The organism is Candidatus Didemnitutus sp. (assembly GCA_019634575.1).
Classification (GTDB): Bacteria; Verrucomicrobiota; Verrucomicrobiia; order Opitutales; family Opitutaceae; genus Didemnitutus.
On the sequence record JAHCAY010000001.1, the window covers coordinates 1742053 to 1766788 of the forward strand.

Sequence of the window (24736 nt, forward strand, 5' to 3'; positions counted from 1 at the left end):
CTCCCTTTCCCACACACCACACCACCATGTCCCTGCACCGCCCCGTGACTTTCGGCCTCGGCCTGCTTCTCGCCTGCGCGAGCGCATCCGCCGCCGAGCCGCAGCTCCATCCAGCCTCCGCCGCGCGCATCCTCGAGCGCACGAAGGTCCTCGCCTCCGACGAATTCGAGGGCCGCTCGCCCGGCACGCCGGGCGAGGACAAGACCGTCGCCTACCTCGTCGGCGAATTCCAGAAAATGGGCCTCGCCCCCGGCAACCCCGAGGGCGGCTTCCTCCAGAACGCCCCGCTCGTCGGCATCACCTCGGCACCCACGCTGTCGTTCACACGCGACGGCGTGACGCTCCCGATGGAGAACATCAACGACTTCGTCGGCCCGTCCTCGCGCCTCGTGCCGCACGTCGAGACGAAGGACAGCGATGTGGTCTTCGTCGGCTACGGCGTCGTCGCCCCGGAATACGGCTGGGACGACTACAAGGGCGTCGACGTCCGCGGCAAGACAGTCGTCATGCTCGTCAACGACCCGCCGGTCACCGACCCGAAGACGGGCGAGCTCGATCCGACGATTTTCGGCGGCAAGGCCATGACCTACTACGGCCGCTGGACCTACAAATACGAGATCGCCGCCGCCAAGGGCGCCGCCGCCTGCCTCATCGTCCACGAGACCGGCCCGGCCGCGTATCCCTTCGCCGTCATCATCGGCAGCCGCTCGCGCGAGAACTTCGAGATCAGCGCGCTCGACAAGAACATGAGCCACGTCGCGATGGAGGGCTGGCTCACGCTCGACGCCGCCCGCCGGCTCTTCGCCTCCTGCGGCAAGGACTACGAGGCCGCCAAGAAGGCCGCCGCCGGACGCGACTTCCACCCGATCGAGCTCGGCACCAAGGCCTCGTTCGTCATCGAGAACCAGCTCCGCAACGTCGCCTCGCGCAACGTCGTCGCGATGCTCCCCGGCTCCGACCCGAAGCTGAAGGACGAGTTCGTCATCTACTCCGCGCACTGGGACCACCTCGGCCGTGAGCCGAAGCTCAAGGGCGACCAGATCTTCAACGGCGCCGCGGACAACGCCGCCGGCTGCGCCGTCCTGCTCGAGATCGCCGAGATCATGGCGCAGCTCCCGCCCGCCCAGCGCCCGAAGCGCAGCATCCTCTTCCTCTCCGTCACCGCGGAGGAAAAGGGCCTGCTCGGCTCGCATTACTACGCGGCCAACCCGCTTTACCCGCTGAACAAGACGCTCGCGAACATCAACATCGACGGCGCGAACCAGTTCGGCCCGACCAGTGACATGACCACCGTCGGCTTCGGCGCGTCGACGATCGACGACGTCGGCATCGCCGTCGCGAAAGACATGGGCCGCTCAATGGGCCCCGAGGCGCACCCGGAGAACGGCGGCTACTACCGCAGCGACCACTTCGAATTCGCGAAGGTCGGCGTGCCCTCCTACTACCCGAAGAACGGCCGCAAATACATCGGCCAACCCGACGACTTCGCCGAGAAGCAGGTGAAGGACTACATCGCCAACCGCTACCACAAGGTCACGGACGAGGTGCAGCCCGACTGGACCTTCGAGGGCGCCGCGCAGGACACCGCCTTCCTCGTCGAGGTCGGCCTGCGCATCGCCAACGGCGACACCTGGCCGCAATGGCGCGCCGGCAACGAATTCAAGGCCAAGCGCGACGCGATGATGCAGACGAAGAAGCACGAGTAAGTGCACACCGAGGTGGTCGCCGACGTCCCGGCGGCGACAGGCGCGGGCCACGCCACACCTCAATTGCCGGCGAACGTCACGACGTTTCCGCACCATGGCCACCGACTCCACCCGCCGCCTGCACCACGCGATTCCGCCGTGGGTCGCAGGCGGTGCCATTATCCACATCCGCATCCGCGTGGACTCGGAGTGGGCGCGGCATCAGTCGCTGGTCGCACGCGAGGTCGCCCGGCGCCTGCTCGATTCCGTCGCGAACTATCACCGCCGGGGTTCGTGGTATTGCCACTTGTTCCTGTTGATGCCCGATCACACCCATGCGCTCATCGCATTCCCATCCGATCGGCCGATGAGTCAGGTCATCAGCGCGTGGAAATCCTGGCACGCGCGCCACACCGCGATCGCCTGGCAAGACAACTACTTCGATCACCGTATCCGCAACGACGCCGAGTTCGAACTGAAAGCCACTTACATCCGGCACAACCCCATCGTGAAAGGCCTTTGCCAACGCGCGGAAGATTGGCCGTGGGTCGTGGACGCGAACTCCCTCGCGGCACCGTCGGGGACGCCGGCGCCCACCTGACGCAAGCGAAAGCTGTATTCACGGTGGCCGCCGACGTCCCGGCGGCGACAGACAACGTTCGCACCACCCTCAGCTTTCCCGCCCGGCCTCGCGCACTCGGATCACCCTGCGCAACAGCACCAGCCCCACCGGCGCGATCGAGGCCGTGAGCGCCACGAACAACCACATGGTTTCCGGTTGGCGCTCGCCGACCGCCGGACAATACCGCGCAAGCAACACGCCGGAGAAAGTGCCGATCAGGAGCTTCGCGAGCAGGAACGGGACGTAGGACAACGAGGCGTAGGAAGCCTCGTGCCCCTTGGGCGCGATGGCCGAAGCGTATTCATAGACGCGCGGCGAGTAGAACGCTTCGCCGACGGACAGAACGATGACGTAGATCGCGATCATCACGTAATACGGGTGGATATCGCCCTGCACCCCGAGGTAGCTGTGCCCCAGCCACTGGCCGAACGGGCCGTCAGCCAGCGGCCGAAACCACGCCGGCGGCAACGCCATCAGGAAGACGGACGCCGCGGAAATGATCCCGCCGACCGTCACCATGCCATAGGCGGGAAACCGCTGCGTGAGCGCACCCACGATCGGCGAAAGAAAGACGATGAGCAGGGCATTGATGGCCCAGAGCCGCCCGACCGGCGCGCCATCCCCGAGCACGCGGATGCCGAACTCGGGGAACACATAATACATCTGCATGAAGATCAGTTTCAGGAACGCGATCAGCAGCAGGAAGGCGATCAACCGGTAGAAACCCGCGTGACGGAAGAGTTCGCGGAAAATACGGACAGTCTCCTGCGCACTCCCGGCGATGGTGGCGAAAAAATCCTTCAGGATGCTGCCCGATGTTTTTCGTGCCGCCACGGGGACGACTTTCACTCCGTCGTCGGTGACTTCGACACCCGGCCGCATCAGCCACACCAACGGCAGCATCAGCACCTCGAGGCCGAGACTCACGAGGAACAAGGTGCGATAAGTCGTCAGCGTGGTGCCGAGGACCGGCAGCGTCATGTGGCCGTGTTCGCCCAGGCCTTGCCGCACCGCGTCGAATAGGAACGACGCGATGAACGAGCCGACGTTGAGCATCATGTAGGCGCCGGAAAACGAAATCGAACGCTGCGCCGTGGTGGAGTATTTCCGCGTGGCGGCGACCAGCACCGGCGTGCCCAGCGCCTCGCCGATGGCGAGGGGAAACAACCCGAAACCGATCGCAAACCACGGCGTCGGCGCAAACGCCATCACGGCCCGCGCGATCACGCAGGTCCAGATGCCGAGGAAGAAAGTCTTTCGCAGGCCGATCGCATCCGTCAGCGCGCCGACCAGGAGCGTGACGCAGGTCATCGAGATCGACCACAGCGCCACGATCCCGAGCGCCTGCTGGTCGGTGTAGCCGAACTCCGTCGAGAGCCAACGCTTGAGCGTCAGGTTGGTGACCGTGTAGGCCGCGAAATTCAGCAGCTTGATGGCGAACGTCAGCCAGAGTTCGCGCGACGCGCCGTTCAACACGGTGAACTTGCCGAGAAAATTGGCTACGGGCGATGGCACGGCGTGGAGGATTGGCTCATCATCAGGGCGGCGATATCAGCGCGGTTCGCGGCCGAAAGAAAGCAGTATCCGCCGCGCAACGGAAAGTTCCAAATCGCGGCGGCAAGGCAAACCGTCTTCCCGCGCATCGCCGCCCATCGCCGGCGCGCCCATTCCGGCTTCTCTCGCGAATGGCGGCCAGCCATGCGGAGCATTGTTTCAGTCGACGCCGTTTCCGTCTGGCCTCCGCCCTCCGTCCTCTGTCCTCTGTCCCCGTCATGCTCCGCTTCGTCCTCCGCCGCCTGCTGCAGACGATTCCCGTGATCTTCTTCATCATCACGGCGACGTTCTTCATGGTGCGCTTCGTGCCCGGCGGGCCGTTCACTGCGGAGAAGGCGATCCCACCGGAGATTCTGAAAAATCTCGAGGCGCACTACGGCCTCGATCAGCCGCTCTGGCGCCAATACCTCACCTACCTCGGCAAGCTCGCGCACGGCGACCTCGGCCCGTCGTTCAAATACACCAACCGCACGGTCAACGAGATCATCGCCGACAAACTCCCCGTCTCGCTCGAACTCGGCGCCTGGGCGCTGCTCATCGCACTGGCGCTCGGTCTGCCGCTCGGGGTCGTCGCGGCGGTGAAGCGCAACACGTTTTTGGACTATCTGTGCAGCGGCGTCGGGATGATTGGGATCTGCGTGCCCACTTTTGTGCTGGGTCCGATCCTGGCACTCTCGCTCGGCATCTACCTTCACTGGTTCAACGTCTCGGGCTGGTATGGTCCGACCGACCGGATCCTGCCGGGCGTGACGCTCGGTTTCGTCTACGCCGCCTACATCATGCGGCTCACGCGTGGCGGCATGCTCGAAGTGCTGCATCAGGACTTCATCCGCACCGCCCGCGCCAAGGGCGCGACCGAGTCGCGCATCATCTTCAAACACGCCCTGCGCGGCGGCCTGTTGCCCGTCGTCTCGTTTCTCGGACCAGCCATTGCCGGCATCCTCACCGGCTCCTTCGTCATTGAGACGATCTTCCAGATCCCCGGCCTCGGTCGCGAATTCGTGAACAGCGCCTTCAACCGCGACTACACCCTCGTGCTCGGCACCGTCATCCTCTACGGCGCGCTGCTGGTCGTGATGAACCTGGTCGTCGACATCGCGCAGGTCTGGCTCAACCCGAAGCTGAAATTCGAATGAGCGCGCATCCGTATTTCGCTTCCTGGAGGGCTCGGCTACTGCCGAGCCGCGGCGCGGCGGTAGCCGCGCCCTCCAACCCGCAGCGGAGGCGCACATGACGTCCGACGCCGCCGCGTCACCGCATCCCGCCGCACCCGACAACACCGGCCACTCGCTCGGCGCGGACGCTTGGCACCGCCTGAAGAAGAACCGGCTCGCGGTCTTCGGCGGCGTGACGCTGCTCGTGCTCACCGTGCTCTGCCTCGCCGGGCCGTTATTCTTCAACCTCTCCTACCAGGACCAGAACCTCGACCTCGGCGCCACCGCGCCCTCCGCGCAGCACTGGCTCGGCACCGACACGCTCGGCCGCGACTTGCTCGTCCGCATGCTCTACGGTGGCCGCATTTCCCTCGGCGTCGGCCTGAGCGCCACGTTCGTCGCGCTGACGATCGGCGTGCTCTACGGCGCGGCGGCGGGCTACCACGGCGGCAAGGTCGACGCCGTGCTCATGCGCATCGTCGACATCCTCTACGCGCTGCCGTTCACGGTTTTTGTCATCCTGCTCATGGTGATCTTCGGCCGGAACATCATCCTGCTCTTCGTCGCGATCGGCGCCGTCGAGTGGCTCACGATGGCCCGCATCGTCCGCGGACAAGTTATGGCGTTGAAGAAAATGGAATTCATCGAAGCCGCCCGCTCGCTCGGCTACAGCAACCGCCGCATCGTCCTCCGCCACCTCATCCCGAACATTCTCGGTCCGATCATCGTCTACACGACGCTGACGATCCCCGCCGTGATGCTGCTCGAGGCGTTCCTCAGCTTCCTCGGTCTCGGTGTGCAACCGCCGATGAGTTCGTGGGGCACGCTGATCAAGGACGGCGCGGAGAAGATGGAGGAATACTGGTGGCTCCTCGTCTTCCCCGGCGGCGTGTTCTCGCTGACGCTCTTCTCGCTCAACTTCCTCGGCGACGGCCTGCGCGACGCGCTCGACGTGCGCGCCGCGAAGGACTGAGCGTCCGCACCCGTGTAGCGCGGGGGGCGCCGAACGCCGCCGCTCCTCGGCCGTCGCGCACCGCGTGGCAGGCAGCGCCAGGAATTTCCCTCTGGCGTCAGTCCTCCGTCCTCTGTCATCTGTGCTTTGCTACGCCGCGCCCGATGACTCTCCGCCGTTTCCGTCCCTACTTTCGCTACCTGCACGCCAACCGGCGGATATTCTATGCCGCCGTCTTCTACGGCCTGATCTTCGGCGCCACCAGCGGTCTCGGCGTCCCCACGCTCGTCAAATACGTCTTCCCGCAGATTTTTGATCAGAGCGGCCCGCCCCTGCCACTGGTGACCGTGCTGCAAATCGCCGCCGCCATCCCGCTCCTGTTCCTGCTCCGCGCCGTCGCCGGCTACCTGAACAGCTACTACATCGCGCTGACCGGCACCCGCATCCTCGAAGGCATCCGCCTCGACTATTTCCGCAAACTTCAGCTTCTGCCGCTCTCGTTCGTCCAGAACCGCCGCACCGGCGACCTCATTTCGCGCGGCCTCGCCGACACCGCGCAGCTCCAGGTCACGCTCACCCAATTGGCCAACGACGGTCTCAAGCAACCGATGACGCTCATCGGCGCCATCGGCTTCCTGGCCTGGCAGGCGTTCGCCACCGATGGCGTGAGCCTCGTGCTCCTCTCGCTCGCCACGGTTCCACTTGTCGTGCTCCCGATCCGTTATGTTGGCCGCAAAGTCGTGAAGCGCGCGGAGCAAATGCAGGCCCAGCTCGGCGGCGTCACTTCGCATTTCACGGAAAACCTCTCCGCGGCCCGCGAGGTGCGCGCCTTCAGCCTCGAGCAGCGCGAAGCGGATCGCTTTTCGCAGGCAACAAACTCGCTCGTCGAGGCGCAGATGCGCATCGTCAAATACGCGCAGGCACTCACGCCGGCGATCGAAGTGCTCTCCGCCGCCGGCATCGCCGCCACGATGGTCTTCGCCTACGGCAGCGGCGTGAAACTCGAGACCTTCGTCGCCGTCATCCTCGCCCTCTACATGGCCTACGAACCGATCAAGAAACTCGGTTCACTGAACAGCGAAATCAAACGCGGCGAAGCCTCTCTCGACCGCCTCGAGGTCGTCCTCCACGAGCCCGTCACCATCGCCGATCCGGCCGCGCCCGTCGCCGTCTCGCGCCTGCGGGGCGACCTCGCATTCGAGGACGTCTCCTTCTCCTACGGCGACAGCCCCGCGCTCGCCGACGTCACCGCGCGCATCCCCGCCGGCACCGTCTGCGCGCTCGTGGGCCCGAGCGGCGCCGGCAAGACCACCTTCGCCAACCTCGTCCCGCGTTTCTACGAAGTCGCCGCCGGCCGCGTCGCCATCGACGGCACCGACGTCCGCGCCATGCGCCTCGCCGACCTGCGCCGCAACATCGCCTTGGTCTCGCAGGAACCGGTGCTCTTCAACGACACCATCTTCAACAACCTCGCGCTCGGCCGTGAAGGAGCCACGCGCGACGAAATCATCTCCGCCGCCAAGGCCGCTCACGCCCACGAGTTCATCGAGAAACAACCGCAAGGTTACGACACTGTCGTCGGCGAACGCGGCACGCTCCTCTCCGGCGGACAGAAGCAGCGCCTGGCCATCGCCCGCGCTTTCCTGCGCAACGCCCCCATCCTCATCCTCGACGAAGCCACCAGCGCGCTCGACTCCGACAGCGAAGCCGCGGTGCAGGACGCACTGCGCCACCTCGTCGTTGGCAAGACCGTGCTCATCATCGCCCACCGCTTCAGCACCATCCGCGACGCCTCGATGATCCTCGTTTTCGATCGCGGTCGCGTCGTCGCACAAGGCGACCACGCGGCGCTCTACGCCGGCAACGCCCTCTACAAATCGCTCTACGACCGCCAAGCCGGCGGCACAAACGGCGGCTGATCGGCGCCCCAAAAAAATCTTCGGATTTTTTCATCCCCGGCGGCCCGCGTTTCGTCGTAACGCAAACCGCCTTGTTCCCCGTCTTGACCGGGTTGGCAATTTCCCGGTGCGCGAAGGCGGGGAAACACCTTTCGCGCCTACGCGTCGTAGTCGGGCGTGAGCCGACACCATCGTTCCACCGCACCGTTGGTCAGCGTCCTTGTTCCGACCTACAACTACGCCCGCTTCCTCCCCCAGGCGCTGCAGTCCGTGCTCGCGCAGGATTATCCCAACCTGGAAATCCTCGTGAGCGACGACTGTTCGACCGACGACACCGCAACCGTGGTCCACGAACTGGCGCAGGCCGACCCGCGCGTGCGTGTCGTGCTCCAGCCACGCAACCTCGGCATGGTCCCGCACTGGAATTGGTGCCTGACCGAGGCGCGCGGCGCCTACGTGAAATTCCTCTTCGGCGACGACGCCTTCAACTCGCGCCACGCCATCTCGCGACTCGTCGGTTTGCTGGAAAACCAGCCGACGGCCGCCATCGCGACCTCCGCGCGCCGCGTGATGGACGAATATTCCCGACCGCTCGACCTCTGGAATCCGCTCCGGCGCGAAGGCCGGCACGAGGGCCGCGCCCTGATCGGTCGCTGCCTGCTCGCCAACCAAAACCTCATCGGCGAACCCAGCGCCGTGCTGCTGCGCCGCTCCGCACTCGACCGCGACTTCTCGCCGGCGTTTCGCCAGTTGGTCGATCTCGAGCTGTGGCTGCACCTGCTCGAATCCGGCGATCTCGCCTACACGCCCGAGCCGCTGGTCGGCTTCCGACGCCACGACGCGCAACAGACCCGCGCGAATCACCACGCCGCGGTAGCCCAGCAGGAAACGTTGCGCCTCATCGCGCAATTCCTCGACCAGCCCGCCAAGCGCACCGCCGCCGGCCTGACCGAGTTCGACTACCGGCTGATCCTCTATCGCGCTTCCCACTACTTGAAGAAAGCGGAACGCCGACTTGGCGGCCCGCCACCTCCGCCGGAACAGACATCCGAACTTTCCCCCGGCTGGCGTCTCGCCTGCCAGCTCCGCCACGCCGTGCAACGACCGATGGAGAACCTGCGCCACTCGCTCGACAAGCGCCGCGACGTCATCGCCGTCCGCCCCGAATGGGCCGCCGCGAACGCCTACATGCTCTGAGCCGGCAAAGTTGGATTGCCGCCCCGCCGCCCCGCGCCGCAACATCCGCGGCGTGCCCGCCGCCCCGCACGTCCTCGTCATCCGCCGCCGCTATCTCGGCGACATCGTGCTGCTCGGCTCGCTCCTGCGAAACGTGAAGCTCCACTGGCCCGCCGCACGCCTCGCCGTGCTCTGCGAGCCCGCCTACGCGCCGATCCTCGAGCTCAACCCCGACGTCGACGAGCGCTGGCTGTTTCCTCAATCCGCCACGGACTGGCCCAGCTTTCTTTGGCGCGTGCGCCGCGCGGGCTTCACGCACGTGCTCGACCTCGACAACCGCGACAAGACCGCCGTCATCGCCCGCGCCACCGGCGCCGCCGTGCGCGCCACGGTCCGCCATGGCGAGCGCCTGCACTTCGCCGCACTCTACACGTCTGCCGCGCAAGTGCCGCGCGAATTCCTCGACACGCGGCACATCACCGATCTCTACCTGCACGTGCTCGAGCAGATCGGCGTGCCGATCGTCACGCACGAAACCCGCCTCGTGCCCCGCCCCGCCGAGATCGCCGCCGGGCGCGAACTCCTCCGCGGCGCGCGCCTGCTCGTCCATCCCGGCTCCCGCAGCGCCTGGCGCATCTGGCCACCGCAAAACTACGCGCAGGTCATCGACACGCTGCATGCCGAACTCGGCGTGACCACCGCAATCATCGCCGGCCCGGGCGAACAGGGCACGGTGGACGAAATTTTCCGCCACCTGCGCGCACCCGCTGTTCGCATCGAACAACGCCTCGGCGTAACGCAGCTCGCCGGCCTCTTCGCCGCCGCGCCCGCGCTGCTCTGCCACGACAGCGGTCCGATGCACGTCGCCGCGGCCGCCGGCACGCGCGTGATCGCGCTCTTCGGCTCGCAGCCGATGAACATCTGGAAGCCCGTCGGCACCGGGCACGTCACGCTCCAGCCACCTCTGCCCTGCGTGCATTGCGTCTCCCCGAGCCAGTGCACGCCGGACGATTCCTATCACAACCACTGCGTGCGCAACATCACGGTCGATCGTGTGCTGGCCGCCGTGCGCTCAGCCTTAAGGTAGGGGCGCTTGCCCTCAAGCGCCCAAGGACGTCCGGCCGAGCGAACCGACTCAGTAATACCGCACCCGCTCGCCATCCCATTTCTCGTGCAACGTGTGGCCGAAGCGCGCGCGCTCCGTCGTCCGCCACCACCAATCGCGCAACCCATCCGCCGCCTTTTCCCAGCGACGCTGCGCCCAGCCGAGTTTCCATTTTTTGCGGAAATGCGCGCGATTCTCCGCCTCGTAGGGTCGCTGCTTTTTCGTATCGCTCAGCGCATCCTGCGTCACTGAGCCGAAGTGGTGGATGAAACACGCGCCGACCACGCCGCTGCGGAATCCCGCCAGCCGCGCGCGCCGAAAAAAGTCCGCGTCCTCGAACTGCCCGATGCGAAACGCCTCGTCGAACCCGCCGATCCGCTCGAACACCGCGCGCCGCACCGCGAAACAAACGCCGTGCGTCCCGCCGCGGCGGACGACGCGGTCGAGCTTCGCCGTGAAATCGCGCGCGTATGCCGCGAAGTCGTAGTTTTGGTCGCGCTCGCGCATCGCGGGACAAACGACGTCGAGCCCATGCCGCCCCGCCGCGTCGAGCAGCGCTGCGAGCCAGCCGGCAGGCAGCAGCACGTCATTATTGAGCACCACGACCCAGTCGGCGCCGGCAGCGGCCTGCACACCTTGGTTCCAAGCCGGCGCGCAGCCGCGGTTTTGCTCGTTGCGGATCACGGTCAGCGCGGACTGCGTCGTCAACCAGTCGCGCGTGCCGTCGGTCGAACCGTTGTCGACGACGATCACCCGCACGCCTGCGGAAATATCCGGTTCCAGGCAGCGCACGCAGCCCTGCGTATAAGCGAGCTGGTTGAGCACCGGGATGACGATCGCGACAGACATCCGGCGCAGCTTCGCCAGCGGGCGAGCCAAGTAAACCCTTTCTTAGCCGGGTAGCCCGCGACCTCCGGGCGCGGGAGCCGGTCCCATATCCTCCGCGTTGCCTTGGCGCGGTGGATGTGTCCTCCTCACGTCGAACGTGTCCCAACCGCTGCCCATCTCCGTCTCCATCATCGCCCGCAACGAGGCGCACTCGCTGCCGCGCTGCTTCGAGAGCGTGCGCGGCTGGGTTGCGGAAATCGTCGTCGTGCTCAACAACACCACCGACCCCAGTGCCGAAGTCGCGCTGCGACACGGCGCGCTGGTGTTCGAAACCGAGTGGCGCGGCTATCGCGACACGAAGAACTTCGCCCTCGACCGCTGCGCGCAACCGTGGGCGCTGTGCCTCGACGCCGACGAGGAAGTTTCGCCCGCGCTGCGCGCGGAAATCGAGGCGTTCTTCGCCCGTGGCGACGACCGGAAGTTCCACGCCGCACGGTTCCCGCGCAAAGTCTGGTTCATCGACCGCTGGATCACGCACGGCGACTGGTATCCCGACCACAACACCCGTCTCGTGAACCGCACGCACTGCCGGTGGGGCGGCGACCAATTCGTGCACGAGCACATGCAGGTCGACGGTCCGCTCGCCACGCTCCGCGGCGACTTGCACCATTACTCGTTCCCAACGCTCAGCCACCACGTGGCGAAGATCAACCCGTTCGCCGACCTGTTCCTCCAGCAACAGATGGCGAAGGGCGGGAGCTTCTCGCTCGGCGCGGCCGTGTTTCGGCCGGCGTGGCGTTTCTTCCGCGCGTATGTGCTGCGGCTGGGTTTTCTCGACGGTTTCCCCGGTTTCTACATCGCGTGGGCCACCGCCTTCGGCGCCTTCGTGCGCTACAGCCGGCTCTACGAGCACGAACACCGCGCCAGCCCAAACCTAGGAACCACGAATGAACACCAATAGACACGAATCACGGACCATTCGTGTTCATTCGTGTCCATTCGTGGTCCAACTTCGCTGATGCCCGACGCGCCGAAAGAGTTCAGCCACGAGGTCGAGAACCTCATCGCGTCGTTCCGCGGCCTGCCGGAGGACGAAAGCCGGTCGCGCAACCGCAAGACCCAAGACGTCGGCAAGCTGATCGACGAGCTGCTGGTCAAATACCGCATCAGCCACGACTCGCTCGAACACTCGATCCGCGAAAAGTGGCCGCAGCTCGTCGGCGTCGCGAACGCCACCTACTCACACCCGGTCGTCGTCGAACGTGCGCAGCTGCTCGTGCTCTGCTCACATGCCGTCGTCCGCAACGAACTCTTCCACCACCGCCTCCAAATCCTCGAAAAGCTCCGGAAGCTCCCCGGCTGCGAAGGGATCAAGGGGCTGACGCTGCGGGCGGGATGAAAGAACTGCGCGAAAAGCTGACGGCCTTGGCCGAGCTTCTCGAAAAGGCCGAGAAAGACCGGTTTTCGCGCTACATACGCACGCAACTTGAAGGATCGGACGAGACCGTCCGAGACTTCCTCCGATCAAACGAACTTTGGGGCGGAGCTGGCTCGATTGCAGACGAAGCCGGAGTCGAATGCGACGATGTCGCGCGTCGGAATTTCTGGGCCGCGATGTCCTCATTGGGTAAAGCACAGATCTCAGCTGGGGTTACGAATCCCCGCACTCCGTTTTGGACGGATGCATTCGCGCAGTGGCTCACCGCTGGGATTTGATGCATTGCGCTCGGAAAATTAGCGCTTGCACGCGCCCGGGGCGGTTTGGTTAATGGCGGCTTGCGTTAGTGAGAGCCTGCTGGTCGCAGGCCCCCACCACGGTCAGTCCGGGCAACCGGACGGATAACGGTGCCGCCGGCCCTCCAAAAGCGGGCGGCACGAGGCGAAAGCCTCCAAAATGACCGCGCCATCAACAACATAAACCATGTCACAACCCGTTAAGTCAGAAGTTATCGCCCAGTTCAAAACCCACGAGAAGGACACCGGCTCCTCCGACGTCCAGATCGCGCTGCTCACCGCTCGCATCAATCACTTGACCGAGCACCTCCGCACGCATCGCAAGGACTTCCACAGCCGCCGCGGCCTCCTCCAGATGGCCAGCCGTCGTCGCAAGCTGCTTGATTACCTCAAGCGCGAGGACCTCGCCAAATACAACGAGCTTCTCCAGAAGCTCAACCTGCGTAAGTAACCCGCTTTCACGAAAGGCGGCCCACCGTCGGGCCGCCTTTTGTTCACCTCGCGACCAGTTTACCGGGACATTTCCGCTTGCCGCCCCAGCCGCTGCTGGGACCGCAATCCGAAATATCTCGGCGACTGATTCAGAGGGGAACGGAAACGGCAATCGTTCGAACCCCGCTCCGCCCGCCGCCCTTTGCGGCCGAGGCGGCGCACTCACATCCGAAGTTAGAAAATGAATCAGAAACACGTAATCGAAGTGCCCGGCTTGGGCATCAAGTTCTCCACTGGCACCTACGGCAATCTCGCCGGCGGCGCCGTCATCGTCACGGTCGGTGAGACCAACGTCATGGTCACCGCCTGCGCCGCGCAAACCATGCGCCCCGGCCAGGACTTCTTCCCGCTCACGGTCGACTACCGCGAAAAATACGCCGCAGCCGGCCGTTTCCCCGGCGGCTACTTCAAGCGCGAAGGCCGTCCGTCCGAAAAGGAAATCCTCACCTCGCGCCTCTGCGACCGTCCCTGCCGCCCGCTCTTCCCGGAAGGCTTCCTCAATGAAGTCCAGATCATCGGCCAGCTCCTCTCGGCCGACCAGGTCAACGACTCCGACATCTCGATGGTCAACGGCGCCAGCGCCGCGCTCGCCATCTCCGACATTCCGTGGGCCGGCCCGATCGGCTGCGTCCGCGTCGCGTTGATCGACGGCGCGTTCGTCGCCAACCCGACGATCGAGCAGATGTTCTCCTCCTCGCTCGACCTCATCTACGTCGGCACGAAGAAGGACATGCTGATGATCGAAGGCTCGGCCGACCAGTTGCCCGAGGAAGAGTTCATCAAGGCCCTCGAGTTCGGCCACCAGGCCATCCAGCCGATCATCGCGGCCATCGAGGAACTCGTCGCCAAGTGCGGCAAGCCGAAGGCGCAGTTCGCCCTCGTCGGCGCCACGCCCGAGGCCCGCGCGATCATCGAGCGCGTCGTCCCCGCCGAGCGCATCGCCACCGCGATCTTCGGCAAGGAAAAGGCCGCCCGCGGCGCCGCCGTGAAGCTCCTCAAGGAGGAAGCCAAGGCCGCCCTCACCACCGAGCTCGGTGCCGACAAGTTCACCGACGTCGACCTGAACGTCGTGTTCGAAGACCTGCAATACAAGGCCTACCGCCAGACCGTCCTCACCAAGGGCGTCCGCGCCGACGGCCGCGGCCAGAAGGACATCCGTCCGCTCCACGCCGAAGTCGGCGTCCTCCCGCGCGTGCACGGCTCCGCGACCTTCCAGCGCGGCGACACCCAGAACATCGCCATCACCACCCTTGGGCCCACCAAGGAAGCCCAGGAAATGGACGGCCTCACCGGCGGCGCGACCTCCAAGTCGTTCATCCTCCACTACAACTTCCCGCCGTTCTCCGTCGGCGAAACCGGCCGCTTCACCGGCCCGGGCCGCCGCGAAATCGGCCACGGCGCCCTCGCCGAGCGTTCGCTCGTCCCGGTGCTCCCGCCCGAGGACGTGTTCCCCTACTCCATCCGCGTCGTCTCCGAGATCATGGCCTCCAACGGCTCGACCTCGATGGCTTCGATCTGCGGCGGCTGCCTCTCCCTCATGGACGCGGGCGTGCCGATCATCGCTCCCGTCGCCGGCATCTCCTGCGGTCTCATGACCCAGAACAACGCCGAAGGCGGCATCGAGAAGTGGGTCACGATCACCGACATTCTCGGTGAGGAAGACCACTTCGGCGACATGGACTTCAAGCTCGCCGGCACCACCAAGGGCATCACGGGCTTCCAGCTCGACCTCAAGATCAACGGCCTGCCCTTCGAGATCGCCAAGACCGCGATCTTCCAGGCCCGCGACGCGCGCATCGAAATCCTGAAGACCATGCTCGCCGCGCTCCCCGCGCCGCGCAAGGACCTCAGCACCTACGCCCCGCGCATCCAGACGATCCAGATCGATCCGGAAAAGATCGGTCTGCTCATCGGACCCGGCGGCAAGACCATCCGCCGCATCACCGAGACGACCGGCGCGCAGATCGACATCGCCGAGGACGACTCCGGCAAGGTGTTCATCTACTCGAACAATGCCGACGCGATGAACCGCGCCGTGCAGGAGATCGACGCCCTCTGCGGCGGCGGTGCCCAGATCGAGATGAACAAGATCTACACCGGCCGCGTCACCGGCACGAAGGAGTTCGGCGCGTTCGTCGAGTGCCTCCCCGGCAAGGAAGGCCTCGTGCACATCTCCGAGCTCGCGGACTTCCGCGTCCGCCGCACCGAAGACGTCGTCAAGGTCGGCGACTCCATCACCGTGAAGTGCATCGGTATCGACGAGCGTTCCGGCAAGGTCCGCCTCAGCCGCCGCGCCGCGATGAAGGACCTCGAGCAGCAGAAGCCTGCGGCCGACGCCGCCCAGGCTCCCGCCGCTCCGGCCGCCGACGCCCCCGCGCAATCCTGATCGTAGGCAGCGTGCATGCACGCGCCCCTTTCACTCGAAGCCGCGACGCAAGTCGCGGCTTTTGTTTTTCTCGACGCATCCGCAAATCCACGCGTGCAACCCGTCGCCCCACTCCGCTAATAACCCCTGCGATGACCCGCGTTTTCGTCTCCGGCTGCTACGACATTCTGCACGCCGGTCACGTCCAATTCTTCCGCGAAGCCAAGGCGCTCGGCACGCACCTCACCGTGACGTTCGCCGGCGCGGACGTGCTCTGGCAACACAAGCAGCGCCGCGGCTCGCTCCCCGACGACCACAAGCGCGCCCTTCTCGCCGCGCTCGACATGGTCGACGAAGTCATCGTCACCCACGGCACCGAGCACGGCCTCGATTTCAAGGACGACTTTCTCCGTCTTCGCCCCGACATCCTCGCGGTCACCGAGGACGACAAATACCCCGACCTGAAACGCGCCCTCTGCGCCGAGGTCGGCGCGCGCTACGTCGTGCTCCCGAAAACGCCGCCGCAATTCACACCCGTCTCCACCTCCGAGATCGTGCGCTGGATCAAAGCCCCCACCGCGGCGCCCCTGCGCATCGACTTCGCCGGCGGCTGGCTCGATGTGCCGCGCCACGCCCGCGCCGGCGGCTACATCGTCAACTGCGCCATTTCACCGACCGTCTCGCTCCGCGACTGGCCCTACGAACACAAAGCCGGCCTCGGCGGCAGCGGTGCCTGGGCTCTGCTCAACGGCAAGGACGGCGTCTCCGCCGAACTCGATCTCGGTGTCGGCTGGCAGGATCCTGCCATCATTCGCGAAGGCGGCCTCTGCGCCTGGCGCAGCGGTTCCAAACCCATCCTCGAAATCAAAACCGACGGTTCGCTCCTCGCCGGCAAGCTCGCGCTCTACTGGACGGGCAAGGGCCATTGCACACCCGCGATCGCCGACAGTGCGCGCGACTACGACGCGATCCAGCGCGCCGGCCAGACTGCGCGCGACGCGGTCTGGAAAAACGATTTGGCGCTCCTCGCCGACGCTGTGCGTCAATCCTACGCCGCGCAACGCGCCGAAGGCATGGATGCCTTGCCCGCCGACAACGCCGCCCCCGCGCCAGAACTCGCCGCCTGCCGCCCGCTCGCGTGGAAATACTGCGGAGGGGGCTTCGGCGGCTACGCGGCCTATCTTTTCGCCTCGCCCACGGAGCGCGATGCGGCCTGCCGGTTGCCGGGATTCCGTCCCGTGGAGCCCTTCGTGCACGAGTAAGCCTTTGCGTCATGGCTCGGCCCAATTAACTTCCACGTTTCGCGTGTCCGCCCCTTCCCACAAAAAAGGTCTCCGCGTCGTCGCCTCCTTCGAGGCGTTCAAGGGCGTGATCGTGCTCGTCGTCGGCTTCGGGCTTCTCTCGCTCCTCGGCCGCGACCAAGCGGCGTTCGCCGAGCACCTCGTCGCGCGCCTGCACCTGAATCCCGCCCACCACTACCCGCACATTTTCATCGAGGCGATGAGCAACGTGAACAACACGCACCTCGTGCTCCTCGCCGGTCTCGCCGCCGCCTACTCCGCCCTCCGTTTCGCCGAAGCCTACGGTCTGTGGATGCAACGCCGCTGGGCCGAGTGGCTCGCCGCGCTCAGCGGCGCGATCTACGTGCCGGTGGAGGTCTACGAAATCCTCCACCGCGTTTCCTGGTTCAAGGTCACCGCGCTCGTCGTCAATCTCCTCATTGTCGGCTACATGGTCTGGCTCCTCACCGAGTCGCGCCGGTTGGCGCGCGCCGAGGCCAAGGCGTCCGGCACATCGCAACCGTCCTGACCGCACGACCGTCTAGCGGCGGAAAATCGCAGCGACGATCACGACCGCGCCCGCGATCACGCAAACCGCGGCGTAGCGCCCCACGTTGCGCTCCAGATGCGTGGTGCGGATCGCCTTGTCCTGGGCCGCCGCTGGCGCCCCGATCTTTCGCACGTGCAACTCATGCTCCCGGCGCAACGCGAGCGAACGACGGGCCGAACGCGCAAACCCCCGCAGGAAAATACCTGCTACGAGCAGCGTGAAACCGGCGGCGAGCAATATCTCGCGCAGCGACGGAGTTGTGCCGTCGGCACTCATGCTCCGGCCTCGACCACCACGGCGTCGCCGACGCGCAACGTGCCCCGCTTGGACTCGTTGATGAAATTGGCGCCGAAGTAGACCGAGGTCGGTTCGATCGGATCGCGGCGAAACGTCGCCAGCGTGCGCAACGGCTCTTTGCCGCGCTGGCCGGTGTGCTGGTCGGTCGTGGTGACGATGCAACGGTCGCTCTTTCCCGCCGCGCGCAGCACGACGTCGCCGCCGCGCACCCGCGGCCAGTCGTCCTCGGCGAACGGTGCCGCGCCGCTCACGACGACGTTCGGCCGGAAGCGCTCCATCGGCACCGGCTCGCCGCCGCTCTCGACGATGCGATCGTTGAGATCAGCGAGCGAGGCCTCCCCGGTCACGAGCACGGGCGAGCCGTCCGCGAAACTGAACCGATCGCCGGGGCGGCCTGCCTTTTTGAGCACGTTGCGCTCGAAGGCGGGACCGATGCGCACGAGCGCGAGCCGCAATCCAAGAAAATCGCTCAGCCACTGCGCCACTTCCGGCCCGCAGTCCTCCGCTTGCAGTCCGCTGTGCTTCCACACCGTCACGCGGCGCAAGGGCGCCTGCGTGTCCGGCGCGCGCGGCACGGCGACTGCACCGGCGCCCTCGGCCGAGAGCGTGAGGCGGTCCGCATCGAGTGCCGTCGCGATTTGCGCCATGCGCGGGTGCGTGCGCTGTGTCAGGAATTTTCCCGCCTCATCGACCACGAGGAACCGGCGATCGCCGGCGAGGCCGAGCTCGTCCACTTCCGCCGCAGCCAGCGCGAGTCCGCGGCAGGATTTGACCGGGTAGATGAACAGACCGGAAATGCGCGGAGTGCTCACGGGCGGCGATAGGTGACGAGGTAGAGCTGCGCGCCGGGCGCGGTGCGGAAATTTCTCGGGCGCGCGCCGCCGAGGCCGAAGCAGATCATCAGCGTGTCGTCGATGAACTTGAACAGGCACGGAATCGTGCGACCGGCGTTCGGGCCGATGGCGCCGTGCAGCGTGAGGTGATGCGCGGTCTCCGTCTCGACGGTGAACGAACCGGTATCGGACATGACTCCGCCGAAGCGCACGGTGTAGATGCCGGCGGCGAGCTCGAACTCGGTTTGCTGCAGCACCTCCTGCGGCGCCTGCTCGCCATCGAGTTCGGCGTAAAGCGGCTGCCAGCGACCTTCGAGGGACGGGGCGCTCATCGTTTCAGCTCCGGCGCGGTGAGGGCCTTCGGCGTCTCGTCGATCAAGCGCGGTTCGACGACCTTCTTCTCCGAGCCGGCGCCAAGTTTCTCGAGCTTGCGGCCGGTAACGAGCACGCGGCCTTCGACGGATGAGACGGCGCTGTTGTAACTCGTGACGGCCTGCGTGAGCCGCTGGCCGAGCGTGTCGAGATTGTCGGCCACGGTCGCGACGCGTTCATGGAGTTCGACGCCAAGTTTTCGAATTTCGTCGGCGTTCTTGGAAATCGCCTCCTGCTTCCAGCCGTAGGCCGCGGCTTTGAGCAGCGCGATCAGCGTGGCCGGCGAGGCGAGAATGACGTTCTGGCTCGTGCCGCGCTCAAAGAGGTCCGGCTCGTAGCGCAGCGCGGCGCTGTAGAAGGCCTCGCCGGGAATGAAGAGCACGACGAACTCCGGCGCGGGCTGGATGTTTTTCCAGTAAGCTTTGTTGCCGAGCGCGTCGATGTGGCCGCGCACGGCGCGGGCGTGCTCGGTGAACTTCGCCTTGCGGACCGACTCGTCGGCGGCTTCGAGCGCTTCGAGGTAGGCCTGCATCGGCGCCTTGGCGTCGACGGCGATCGATTTGCCGCCGGGCAGGCGCACGACCATGTCGGGACGGAATTCGCCGGCGGCGGTCTGCTGGATGAAGTCGACGTTCTCCACCATGCCGGCGAGTTCGACGACGCGCTGGAGCTGCAACTCGCCCCAGCGGCCCGCGGTCGACGTCGAGCGGAGTGAGCGCGAGAGCTTGGTCGTCTCGGATTGCAGCGTGGCGCTGGTGTTGGCGAGGCCCTTGAGCTGCTCGGAAAGTGAGCCGTAGGCCTCGGTGCGCGCCTTCTCGAGGGCGACGATCTTCGTGTCGACCTTGTCGAGCGATTCGCGGATCGGCTTCACGAGCGTGTCGCCGGCGCGCTTGAGGAACTCGTCGTTGTTGCGGCTGAGCGCGTCGGCCGCGAGGGCCTTGAAGGTGTCGGTGAGCTGCGTCTGGGCGCGCGCGAGGGCGTCGCGTTCGGCGGTGAGCAGCGTGTCGAGGCGGGCGCGGTCGGCTTCGAGCGCGGAGAGCTGCTGGCGCAGCGCCGCGAGCTCGGCTTGGGCGGCGGAGAGCTGTTCACCGGCGAGGCGGGCGCGCTCGGCGACGGCGGCGGAGCGCGAGTGCGCGTAGAACCAACCGAGTCCGCCTGCCAGGGCGGCGGAGAGGAGCGCGATGACGATTTCGATCACGCGCGGAGTGAAGCCATGACGGCGAGCGCCCGCAAGTGTTCAGCCGGGAGCCGGCTCGAAAAGCGATGCCGGGCAGATCAGGTCCCGAACGGATTGGCTGAATTATTCGGTTCCTTGGCGGGCAGATAGATCGTGAAGCGCGTGCCTTCGCCGAGCTTGGTCTTCACCTGGATGAGGCCGCAGTGGTGCTTCACGAGGCGCACGACGATCGCGAGACCGAGGCCGGTGCCGGACTGGGCTTTCGTGGTGAAATACGGTTCGAAGATGCGCGAGAGCACGTCTTGCGGTATGCCGGGGCCCTGATCGATGACGGAGAGGGCGACGAGCGGCGCGTGGTTGGCGAACGATTCGAGGTTGATGAAGCGTTCCTCGGGCGTGTCGCGGAAGGTCTCGATCTTCAGCGGCTCGTCGTAGCGCTCGGCGGCGATCCACACGGTCTGCGGGCGCTCGGCGCTTTGGAAGGCGTTCACCGTGAGGTTGAGCAAAATCTGGATGAGCTCGGTGCCGCCGATCTGGGCGGAGGCGTCGCGCTCGAGGTATTTGGCGGAGAGCTTGCCTCCGCGAAGGCTCGGGTGGCCGCGCATCAGCGTGTGGACGTCGTCGATGACTTGGTTGACGGACACCTCGGGGGCCTGCGCGCTGCGTTTGTTCACGAAGCGCAGGTAGCGGCGCGTGATGGCGGCGCAGGTGTTGACCTGTTTGGCGAGCAGGTTGACGTCTTCGCGCACGGCCTGGAGGTCGGCGCCGTAGAGCGAGCCGACGCTGTCGAGCTTGTGGCGGAGGAGTTCGACGTAGCCGGTGATGACGGTGAGCGGGTTGTTGATGTCGTGCAGCGCGCCGGCGTAGATCTCGGTCGTGGTGCGCGCCATTTCTTCCTTCACGGAGGCGTCGTTGAGTTGCTCGCTGAGGGCCTTGAGGCGCTCGGAGGTGGAGGAAACGGTTTCCGAGATGCGGCGCAGGTGCAGCGCGCGGGTGACGGCTTCGCGAATCGTCGAGAGATCGAAGGGCTTGCTGAGGTAATCGCAGGCGCCGAGCCGCAGCGCCTGACGCGCGGTCTCAATCGTCTCGTAGGCGGTGAGCATGATGACCTCGATGTGCGGATCGATGGCTTTGAGGCCGCGGAGGACGTCGATGCCGGACTTGCCCGCCATGCGGATGTCGAGGATGGCGAGCTGGACCGGGTGCGCCTTGGCGTAATCGAGCGCCTTGTCGCCGTTCTCGACCGCGTGGACATTGAAGTCCTGCCGGAACACCATCCGCAACGAGTGGCGCGGGCCCTCCTCATCGTCGACGATGAGGAGCGTCGGGAGCGTGGAGGGCGCGGGAACGTTGGCGGGAGCGGTGGACACGGGCGCGGGGGCGGCGAGCATGAGTGGCGCGGGGCGGATTAGAACTTGTAGCCGAGGGAAAGCGAGAGGGCGTTGATCGAGTTCTTGTAGGAACCGTCCGCCGTGCCGCCGAGCAGGTTGGCCGGGCTGCCGGTGACGCGGCGCGCGTCGCCGGTCGCGTATTGCCAGGCGAAGTCCGCCGAGAACGCCGGACCGCGGTAGCCGACGCCGAGCGAGTAGAAGGTCTTGTCGCTGTCAGGCACGGCGGGCGTGTAGGTGGCGTCGGGTGTGTTGTTCTCGGTGTAGCAGATGCCGGCGGAGACGTTCCAGCCGCCGCTCAGGTAGCGCGTCGCGCCGAGTTCGTAGAAGGTGCCGGACTCCCAGTTGAACGGGAGCGGCTGGTTGCCCGAGGCTTTGTTGACGGTGACGACGTTGAAGCGATCCCAGTTCGTCCAATCGATGTTCGCCTCGATGTTCCACTGCGGCGTGGGGCGGAACGACCAGCCGACGATGACGACTTCCGGAAAATCGAACGTCGCGTTCGCGGGCTCGCTGGCGACGAGCGGGATCGTCGAGGACGTGCCGTCGAGTTTCACGCGCGTGCGGCTCTGGTAGCTGAGGCCGAACTGGTGACGCTCGTTGATTTTCCAGAGCAGGCCGGCGTTGAAACCGAAAGCGTGGCCGTCGCCCTCGAAGCGGAAGAGATCGTTCGGGGCGAAGACGCCGAGCGCGCGATTGAGGTTCGTCGACACGCGGTTGTAGGTCGCACTCAGACCGAGCGAGACTTCGGGCGAGACTTGCCACGCGCCGGTGAAATTGAAGGTGCGGAACGTCTGCTCGTTCTTGAGCGCGAAGGTGCGCAGCGGAGACGAGTTGGGCCAATCGGTCTTGAGGCCGAAGGGCGCGTAGACGCCGATGCCGTAGGCCCACGGCGCGCCGGCGGGCTTCCACGTGACGTAGACCGCGGGCACGGTGACGTAGTCGTCGTTCATCGACGCCGAACCGGCCGCGCCCGAATAGTCGGACGAGAGCGCGACTTCGTAGATGTTGCCGGCGAACTGCGTGCCCTCGAGCTGGGCGATGCCGGCGGGATTGTAGTAGAGCGCGCTCGGGTTGTCGGCGGTGGCGACGAAGGCGTTGCCGCGCGCGGTGGCGAAGGCGTCCTTGAAGCCGACGCGCGTGCCGGAGGCCAGCGCGGCGGGCGCGGCGGCCAGGAGAGCGAGAGCTCCGACCAGCGGCGCAACGAATACGCGGGCGGTGCGTGGTGAGGTGACCGGAATCATGTTTAGCGTGGGAGAGGCAAACGGATCGTGAGATCCGCATCACCCGGCGTGAGCCGCGGCTGGATGTCGAGGCGGCCCTGATGTGCCTCGATCACCCGGCGGGCGATGGTCAGGCCCAGACCAACGCCAGTGTTGCGAGTAGTGAAAAACGGTTCGGTGGCGCGCGGCGCGGCGTCGGCGGCGAAGCCGTTGCCGCTGTCGCGGAAGCGCATGATGAGCTCGGCGCGGCCGTCGGCGGTGGGCGCGGCGTTCAGCGCCACGCTCACGCGGCGAGCGCCGTCGGCGCTCGATTGCAGGCCGTTGAGAAAGATTTCCTGGAACGCGTGCGCGAGGCTGGCGCGGTTGCAGCGCAGCATCACAGGCGGGATGTCGCTCTGGATGTCGAGCACCGCTTCGCCGCCGGCGTAGGCGCGGGATTTCTCGAAACTGGCGCGCAGGATGTCGTCGAGCGGGACGAGCTCGGCCGGCGCCTGCTCGGAGCGCGCGAGGAGCAGCATCTGGTCGGTGAAGCGCTGGATGCGCTGCGTCTCGCGCGCAAGGGCGGTCTTCAGCGAGTCGCGGAAATCCGCCTGCTCGATCTCGGTGTCGAAGAGCTGCGCGTGCGTCGTGAGCGGCACGAGCGAATTGCGAATCTCGTGCGCGAAGCGGCGCGCGATGAGCGAGATCAGTTTCAGGTTGGACGACTCGATCTCGGCGCGTTGGGCGGCACGGACCTTCGTGAAGTCCTCGAGGAGCAGCAACGCGGTCTGCGGGAGTTTGCTGCCGCTCGAGCGCAGCGGAATGACGGTGGCGCGGAACACGCGTGCGGCCGCGCCCTCGCCCAGCTCGTGGAAGAACGGTTCGACCTCGACGCCGCGCTCGCTGGCTTCGTGGAGTTTCGCGGCGATCGGCGCGGGCAGGTCGTGGACGTCGAGTTGCGTGGCGGCGTCGCCGCGCAGGAAAGTGATGATCGCGCGGTTCGCGTAGACGAGCTGCTGGGCCGGCCCGAGCACGAGCGCGCCGACGGTCAGGCCGTTGAGCACGCTGGCGAAGAGCCGGTGGCTGCCGACGAGCTGGTGGTGCAGCCAGCTGTTCTTCACTGCCAAGCCGAGCTCCTCGAGCAGGTGATAGACGAGCAGCAGTTCCTCGTCGCTGAATTCGCCGCCCGTGATGCGTCCGCCGAGCACCGCGACGCCGAGCGTGCGCTCGCGGTCGTTGACCGGGATGGCGACCTGGCCGCCGAGCACCTCGAACTCGCGCGCGAGCTTCGGGTCGACGAACGGCGCGGACGAGCCCGCGGGTGAGCGGAGGATTTGCGGGTTTTGCGAGAGCTGGCGACCGAGTCCGCTGCGGCGGGTCAGCGCGAAACACTCGACGAGGTCCGCGGACAAGCCGATCGCGGCCGCGCACGGCAGCGCGGAGTTTTCGCCGCGCGCGGCGCCCGGCAGGGCGTCGGCCGCGGGCGCTTCGAGGAAGATGGCGATGCGCGAGACGCCGACGACTTCGCGGAGCTTCAGGATGAAGTGGTGCGTGAGCTGCCGGTAATCGAGCGAGTAGCCCAGCACCTGCGAAAAATCCCGCAGCACCTCGAGCGCGGAGGAGAGCGCCGCGGCCTTCGCGTTGAGCCGGTTCGGCACGAGCGCGGGAGCCGTCTCCCCGCCGGAGCCTGCCCCGGACGCCACGGCCGCCCGGGCGGTCAGGCGCGTGAGATTGGCGGCCAACGCCGCGACGTCGACGGGTTGAAAGAGCACGCTGTCCGCACCGGCGGCGAGCAATCGCGCCTGCGCCTCGGCCGTGGTGCCGGCCGGAGCCACCACCACGATCGCCAGCTGGGAAGCCGCCGCGCGGGCGGCGGCGAGCGATTGGGCGAACTCGGCGTCGACCTGCGGTGGCACGAAGAGGGCCGCTTCAAAGGCGCCCGCCGCGAGCGGTCCGCGCGCGTCGGCCACGGAAGATCGCTGGCGAATTTGGAAGTCGGCGGACGAAGCCAGCGCCGTTTGGAGGAGCAGCGCCGAGGGGGAATCGTCGGTAATGAGGAGAAGCCGGGTCAC

The 24736-nt window shown here is 66.5% G+C and carries 23 protein-coding genes; 14 read left to right on the forward strand and 9 right to left on the reverse strand.

Annotated features, from left to right (window positions below; genetic code table 11):
- Positions 1–26: 26 nt before the first annotated feature.
- Complete coding sequence (locus tag KF715_07245) at positions 27–1706, forward strand: M28 family peptidase (GenBank protein MBX3736464.1); 1680 nt, start codon at positions 27–29, stop codon at positions 1704–1706.
- Positions 1707–1800: 94 nt separating this feature from the next.
- Positions 1801–2286, forward strand: coding sequence for a transposase (locus KF715_07250; protein MBX3736465.1), 486 nt, complete (start codon positions 1801–1803; stop codon positions 2284–2286).
- A gap of 69 nt (positions 2287–2355) precedes the next feature.
- On the opposite strand, the gene KF715_07255 is transcribed toward KF715_07250, so the two are convergent.
- Positions 2356–3822 carry an MFS transporter gene (locus KF715_07255; GenBank protein MBX3736466.1) on the reverse strand — a complete coding sequence of 489 codons (1467 nt, stop codon included), beginning with the start codon at positions 3820–3822 and terminating at the stop codon, positions 2356–2358.
- A 257-nt stretch (positions 3823–4079) separates the two neighbouring features.
- Here KF715_07255 and KF715_07260 point away from each other — a divergent pair, with 257 nt between their 5' ends.
- The 5 genes from KF715_07260 to KF715_07280 all read left to right on the forward strand — a co-directional run bounded on the left by KF715_07260 (position 4080) and on the right by KF715_07280 (position 10128).
- Positions 4080–4997, forward strand: a complete 918-nt coding sequence (locus KF715_07260; protein ID MBX3736467.1) for an ABC transporter permease subunit — start codon at positions 4080–4082, stop codon at positions 4995–4997.
- Between the two features lie 94 nt (positions 4998–5091).
- Entirely contained in the window at positions 5092–5988 is an 897-nt protein-coding gene (locus tag KF715_07265; protein MBX3736468.1) for an ABC transporter permease, read from the forward strand.
- Between the two features lie 143 nt (positions 5989–6131).
- Positions 6132–7886: an ABC transporter ATP-binding protein gene (locus KF715_07270; GenBank protein MBX3736469.1), complete on the forward strand. Its 1755-nt coding sequence runs from the start codon at positions 6132–6134 to the stop codon at positions 7884–7886.
- Positions 7887–8072: 186 nt separating this feature from the next.
- Positions 8073–9062, forward strand: coding sequence for a glycosyltransferase family 2 protein (locus KF715_07275; protein MBX3736470.1), 990 nt, complete (start codon positions 8073–8075; stop codon positions 9060–9062).
- A gap of 52 nt (positions 9063–9114) precedes the next feature.
- Entirely contained in the window at positions 9115–10128 is a 1014-nt protein-coding gene (locus KF715_07280; GenBank protein ID MBX3736471.1) for a glycosyltransferase family 9 protein, read from the forward strand.
- A gap of 48 nt (positions 10129–10176) precedes the next feature.
- Here KF715_07280 and KF715_07285 read toward each other — a convergent pair whose 3' ends face one another.
- The gene (locus KF715_07285; protein MBX3736472.1) at positions 10177–10995 is read right to left on the reverse strand and encodes a glycosyltransferase family 2 protein; all 819 of its coding nucleotides are present in this window, start codon (positions 10993–10995) and stop codon (positions 10177–10179) included.
- Between the two features lie 136 nt (positions 10996–11131).
- On the opposite strand from KF715_07285, the gene KF715_07290 reads away from it, so the two are divergent.
- From KF715_07290 to KF715_07320, 7 genes are all read left to right on the forward strand, one after another.
- Complete coding sequence (locus KF715_07290; protein ID MBX3736473.1) at positions 11132–11935, forward strand: glycosyltransferase family 2 protein; 804 nt, start codon at positions 11132–11134, stop codon at positions 11933–11935.
- Between the two features lie 57 nt (positions 11936–11992).
- Positions 11993–12373 carry a DUF721 domain-containing protein gene (locus KF715_07295; GenBank protein ID MBX3736474.1) on the forward strand — a complete coding sequence of 127 codons (381 nt, stop codon included), beginning with the start codon at positions 11993–11995 and terminating at the stop codon, positions 12371–12373.
- The gene (locus KF715_07300) at positions 12370–12690 is read left to right on the forward strand and encodes a hypothetical protein (protein MBX3736475.1); all 321 of its coding nucleotides are present in this window, start codon (positions 12370–12372) and stop codon (positions 12688–12690) included. The genes KF715_07295 and KF715_07300 overlap by 4 nt, the downstream gene beginning before the upstream one ends.
- Before the next feature lie 205 nt (positions 12691–12895).
- Complete coding sequence (rpsO, locus tag KF715_07305) at positions 12896–13159, forward strand: 30S ribosomal protein S15 (GenBank protein MBX3736476.1); 264 nt, start codon at positions 12896–12898, stop codon at positions 13157–13159.
- A gap of 222 nt (positions 13160–13381) precedes the next feature.
- Positions 13382–15586, forward strand: a complete 2205-nt coding sequence (gene pnp / locus KF715_07310) for a polyribonucleotide nucleotidyltransferase (GenBank protein ID MBX3736477.1) — start codon at positions 13382–13384, stop codon at positions 15584–15586.
- A gap of 131 nt (positions 15587–15717) precedes the next feature.
- Entirely contained in the window at positions 15718–16827 is a 1110-nt protein-coding gene (locus KF715_07315) for an adenylyltransferase/cytidyltransferase family protein (GenBank protein MBX3736478.1), read from the forward strand.
- Between the two features lie 43 nt (positions 16828–16870).
- Positions 16871–17374, forward strand: a complete 504-nt coding sequence (locus tag KF715_07320) for a DUF2127 domain-containing protein (GenBank protein ID MBX3736479.1) — start codon at positions 16871–16873, stop codon at positions 17372–17374.
- A 12-nt stretch (positions 17375–17386) separates the two neighbouring features.
- On the opposite strand, the gene KF715_07325 is transcribed toward KF715_07320, so the two are convergent.
- The 7 genes from KF715_07325 to KF715_07355 form a co-directional block, all read right to left on the reverse strand.
- A complete protein-coding gene (locus tag KF715_07325) occupies positions 17387–17671 on the reverse strand; it encodes a hypothetical protein (GenBank protein MBX3736480.1) in 285 nt (94 codons plus the stop codon).
- Positions 17668–18489 (reverse strand): MOSC N-terminal beta barrel domain-containing protein, encoded by an 822-nt coding sequence (locus KF715_07330; GenBank protein MBX3736481.1) that lies wholly within the window; start codon positions 18487–18489, stop codon positions 17668–17670. Before KF715_07330 ends, KF715_07325 begins: the two co-directional genes overlap by 4 nt.
- An 11-nt stretch (positions 18490–18500) precedes the next feature.
- The gene (locus KF715_07335; protein MBX3736482.1) at positions 18501–18857 is read right to left on the reverse strand and encodes a TIGR03067 domain-containing protein; all 357 of its coding nucleotides are present in this window, start codon (positions 18855–18857) and stop codon (positions 18501–18503) included.
- Positions 18854–20095: a DNA recombination protein RmuC gene (gene rmuC / locus KF715_07340; GenBank protein ID MBX3736483.1), complete on the reverse strand. Its 1242-nt coding sequence runs from the start codon at positions 20093–20095 to the stop codon at positions 18854–18856. The genes KF715_07335 and rmuC overlap by 4 nt, the downstream gene beginning before the upstream one ends.
- Positions 20096–20172: 77 nt before the next feature.
- On the reverse strand, positions 20173–21444 hold the full coding sequence (locus KF715_07345) for a response regulator (protein ID MBX3736484.1): 1272 nt from the start codon (positions 21442–21444) through the stop codon (positions 20173–20175).
- Between the two features lie 38 nt (positions 21445–21482).
- The gene (locus KF715_07350; GenBank protein MBX3736485.1) at positions 21483–22706 is read right to left on the reverse strand and encodes an outer membrane protein transport protein; all 1224 of its coding nucleotides are present in this window, start codon (positions 22704–22706) and stop codon (positions 21483–21485) included.
- A gap of 2 nt (positions 22707–22708) precedes the next feature.
- Positions 22709–24736 (reverse strand): hypothetical protein, encoded by a 2028-nt coding sequence (locus KF715_07355; protein ID MBX3736486.1) that lies wholly within the window; start codon positions 24734–24736, stop codon positions 22709–22711.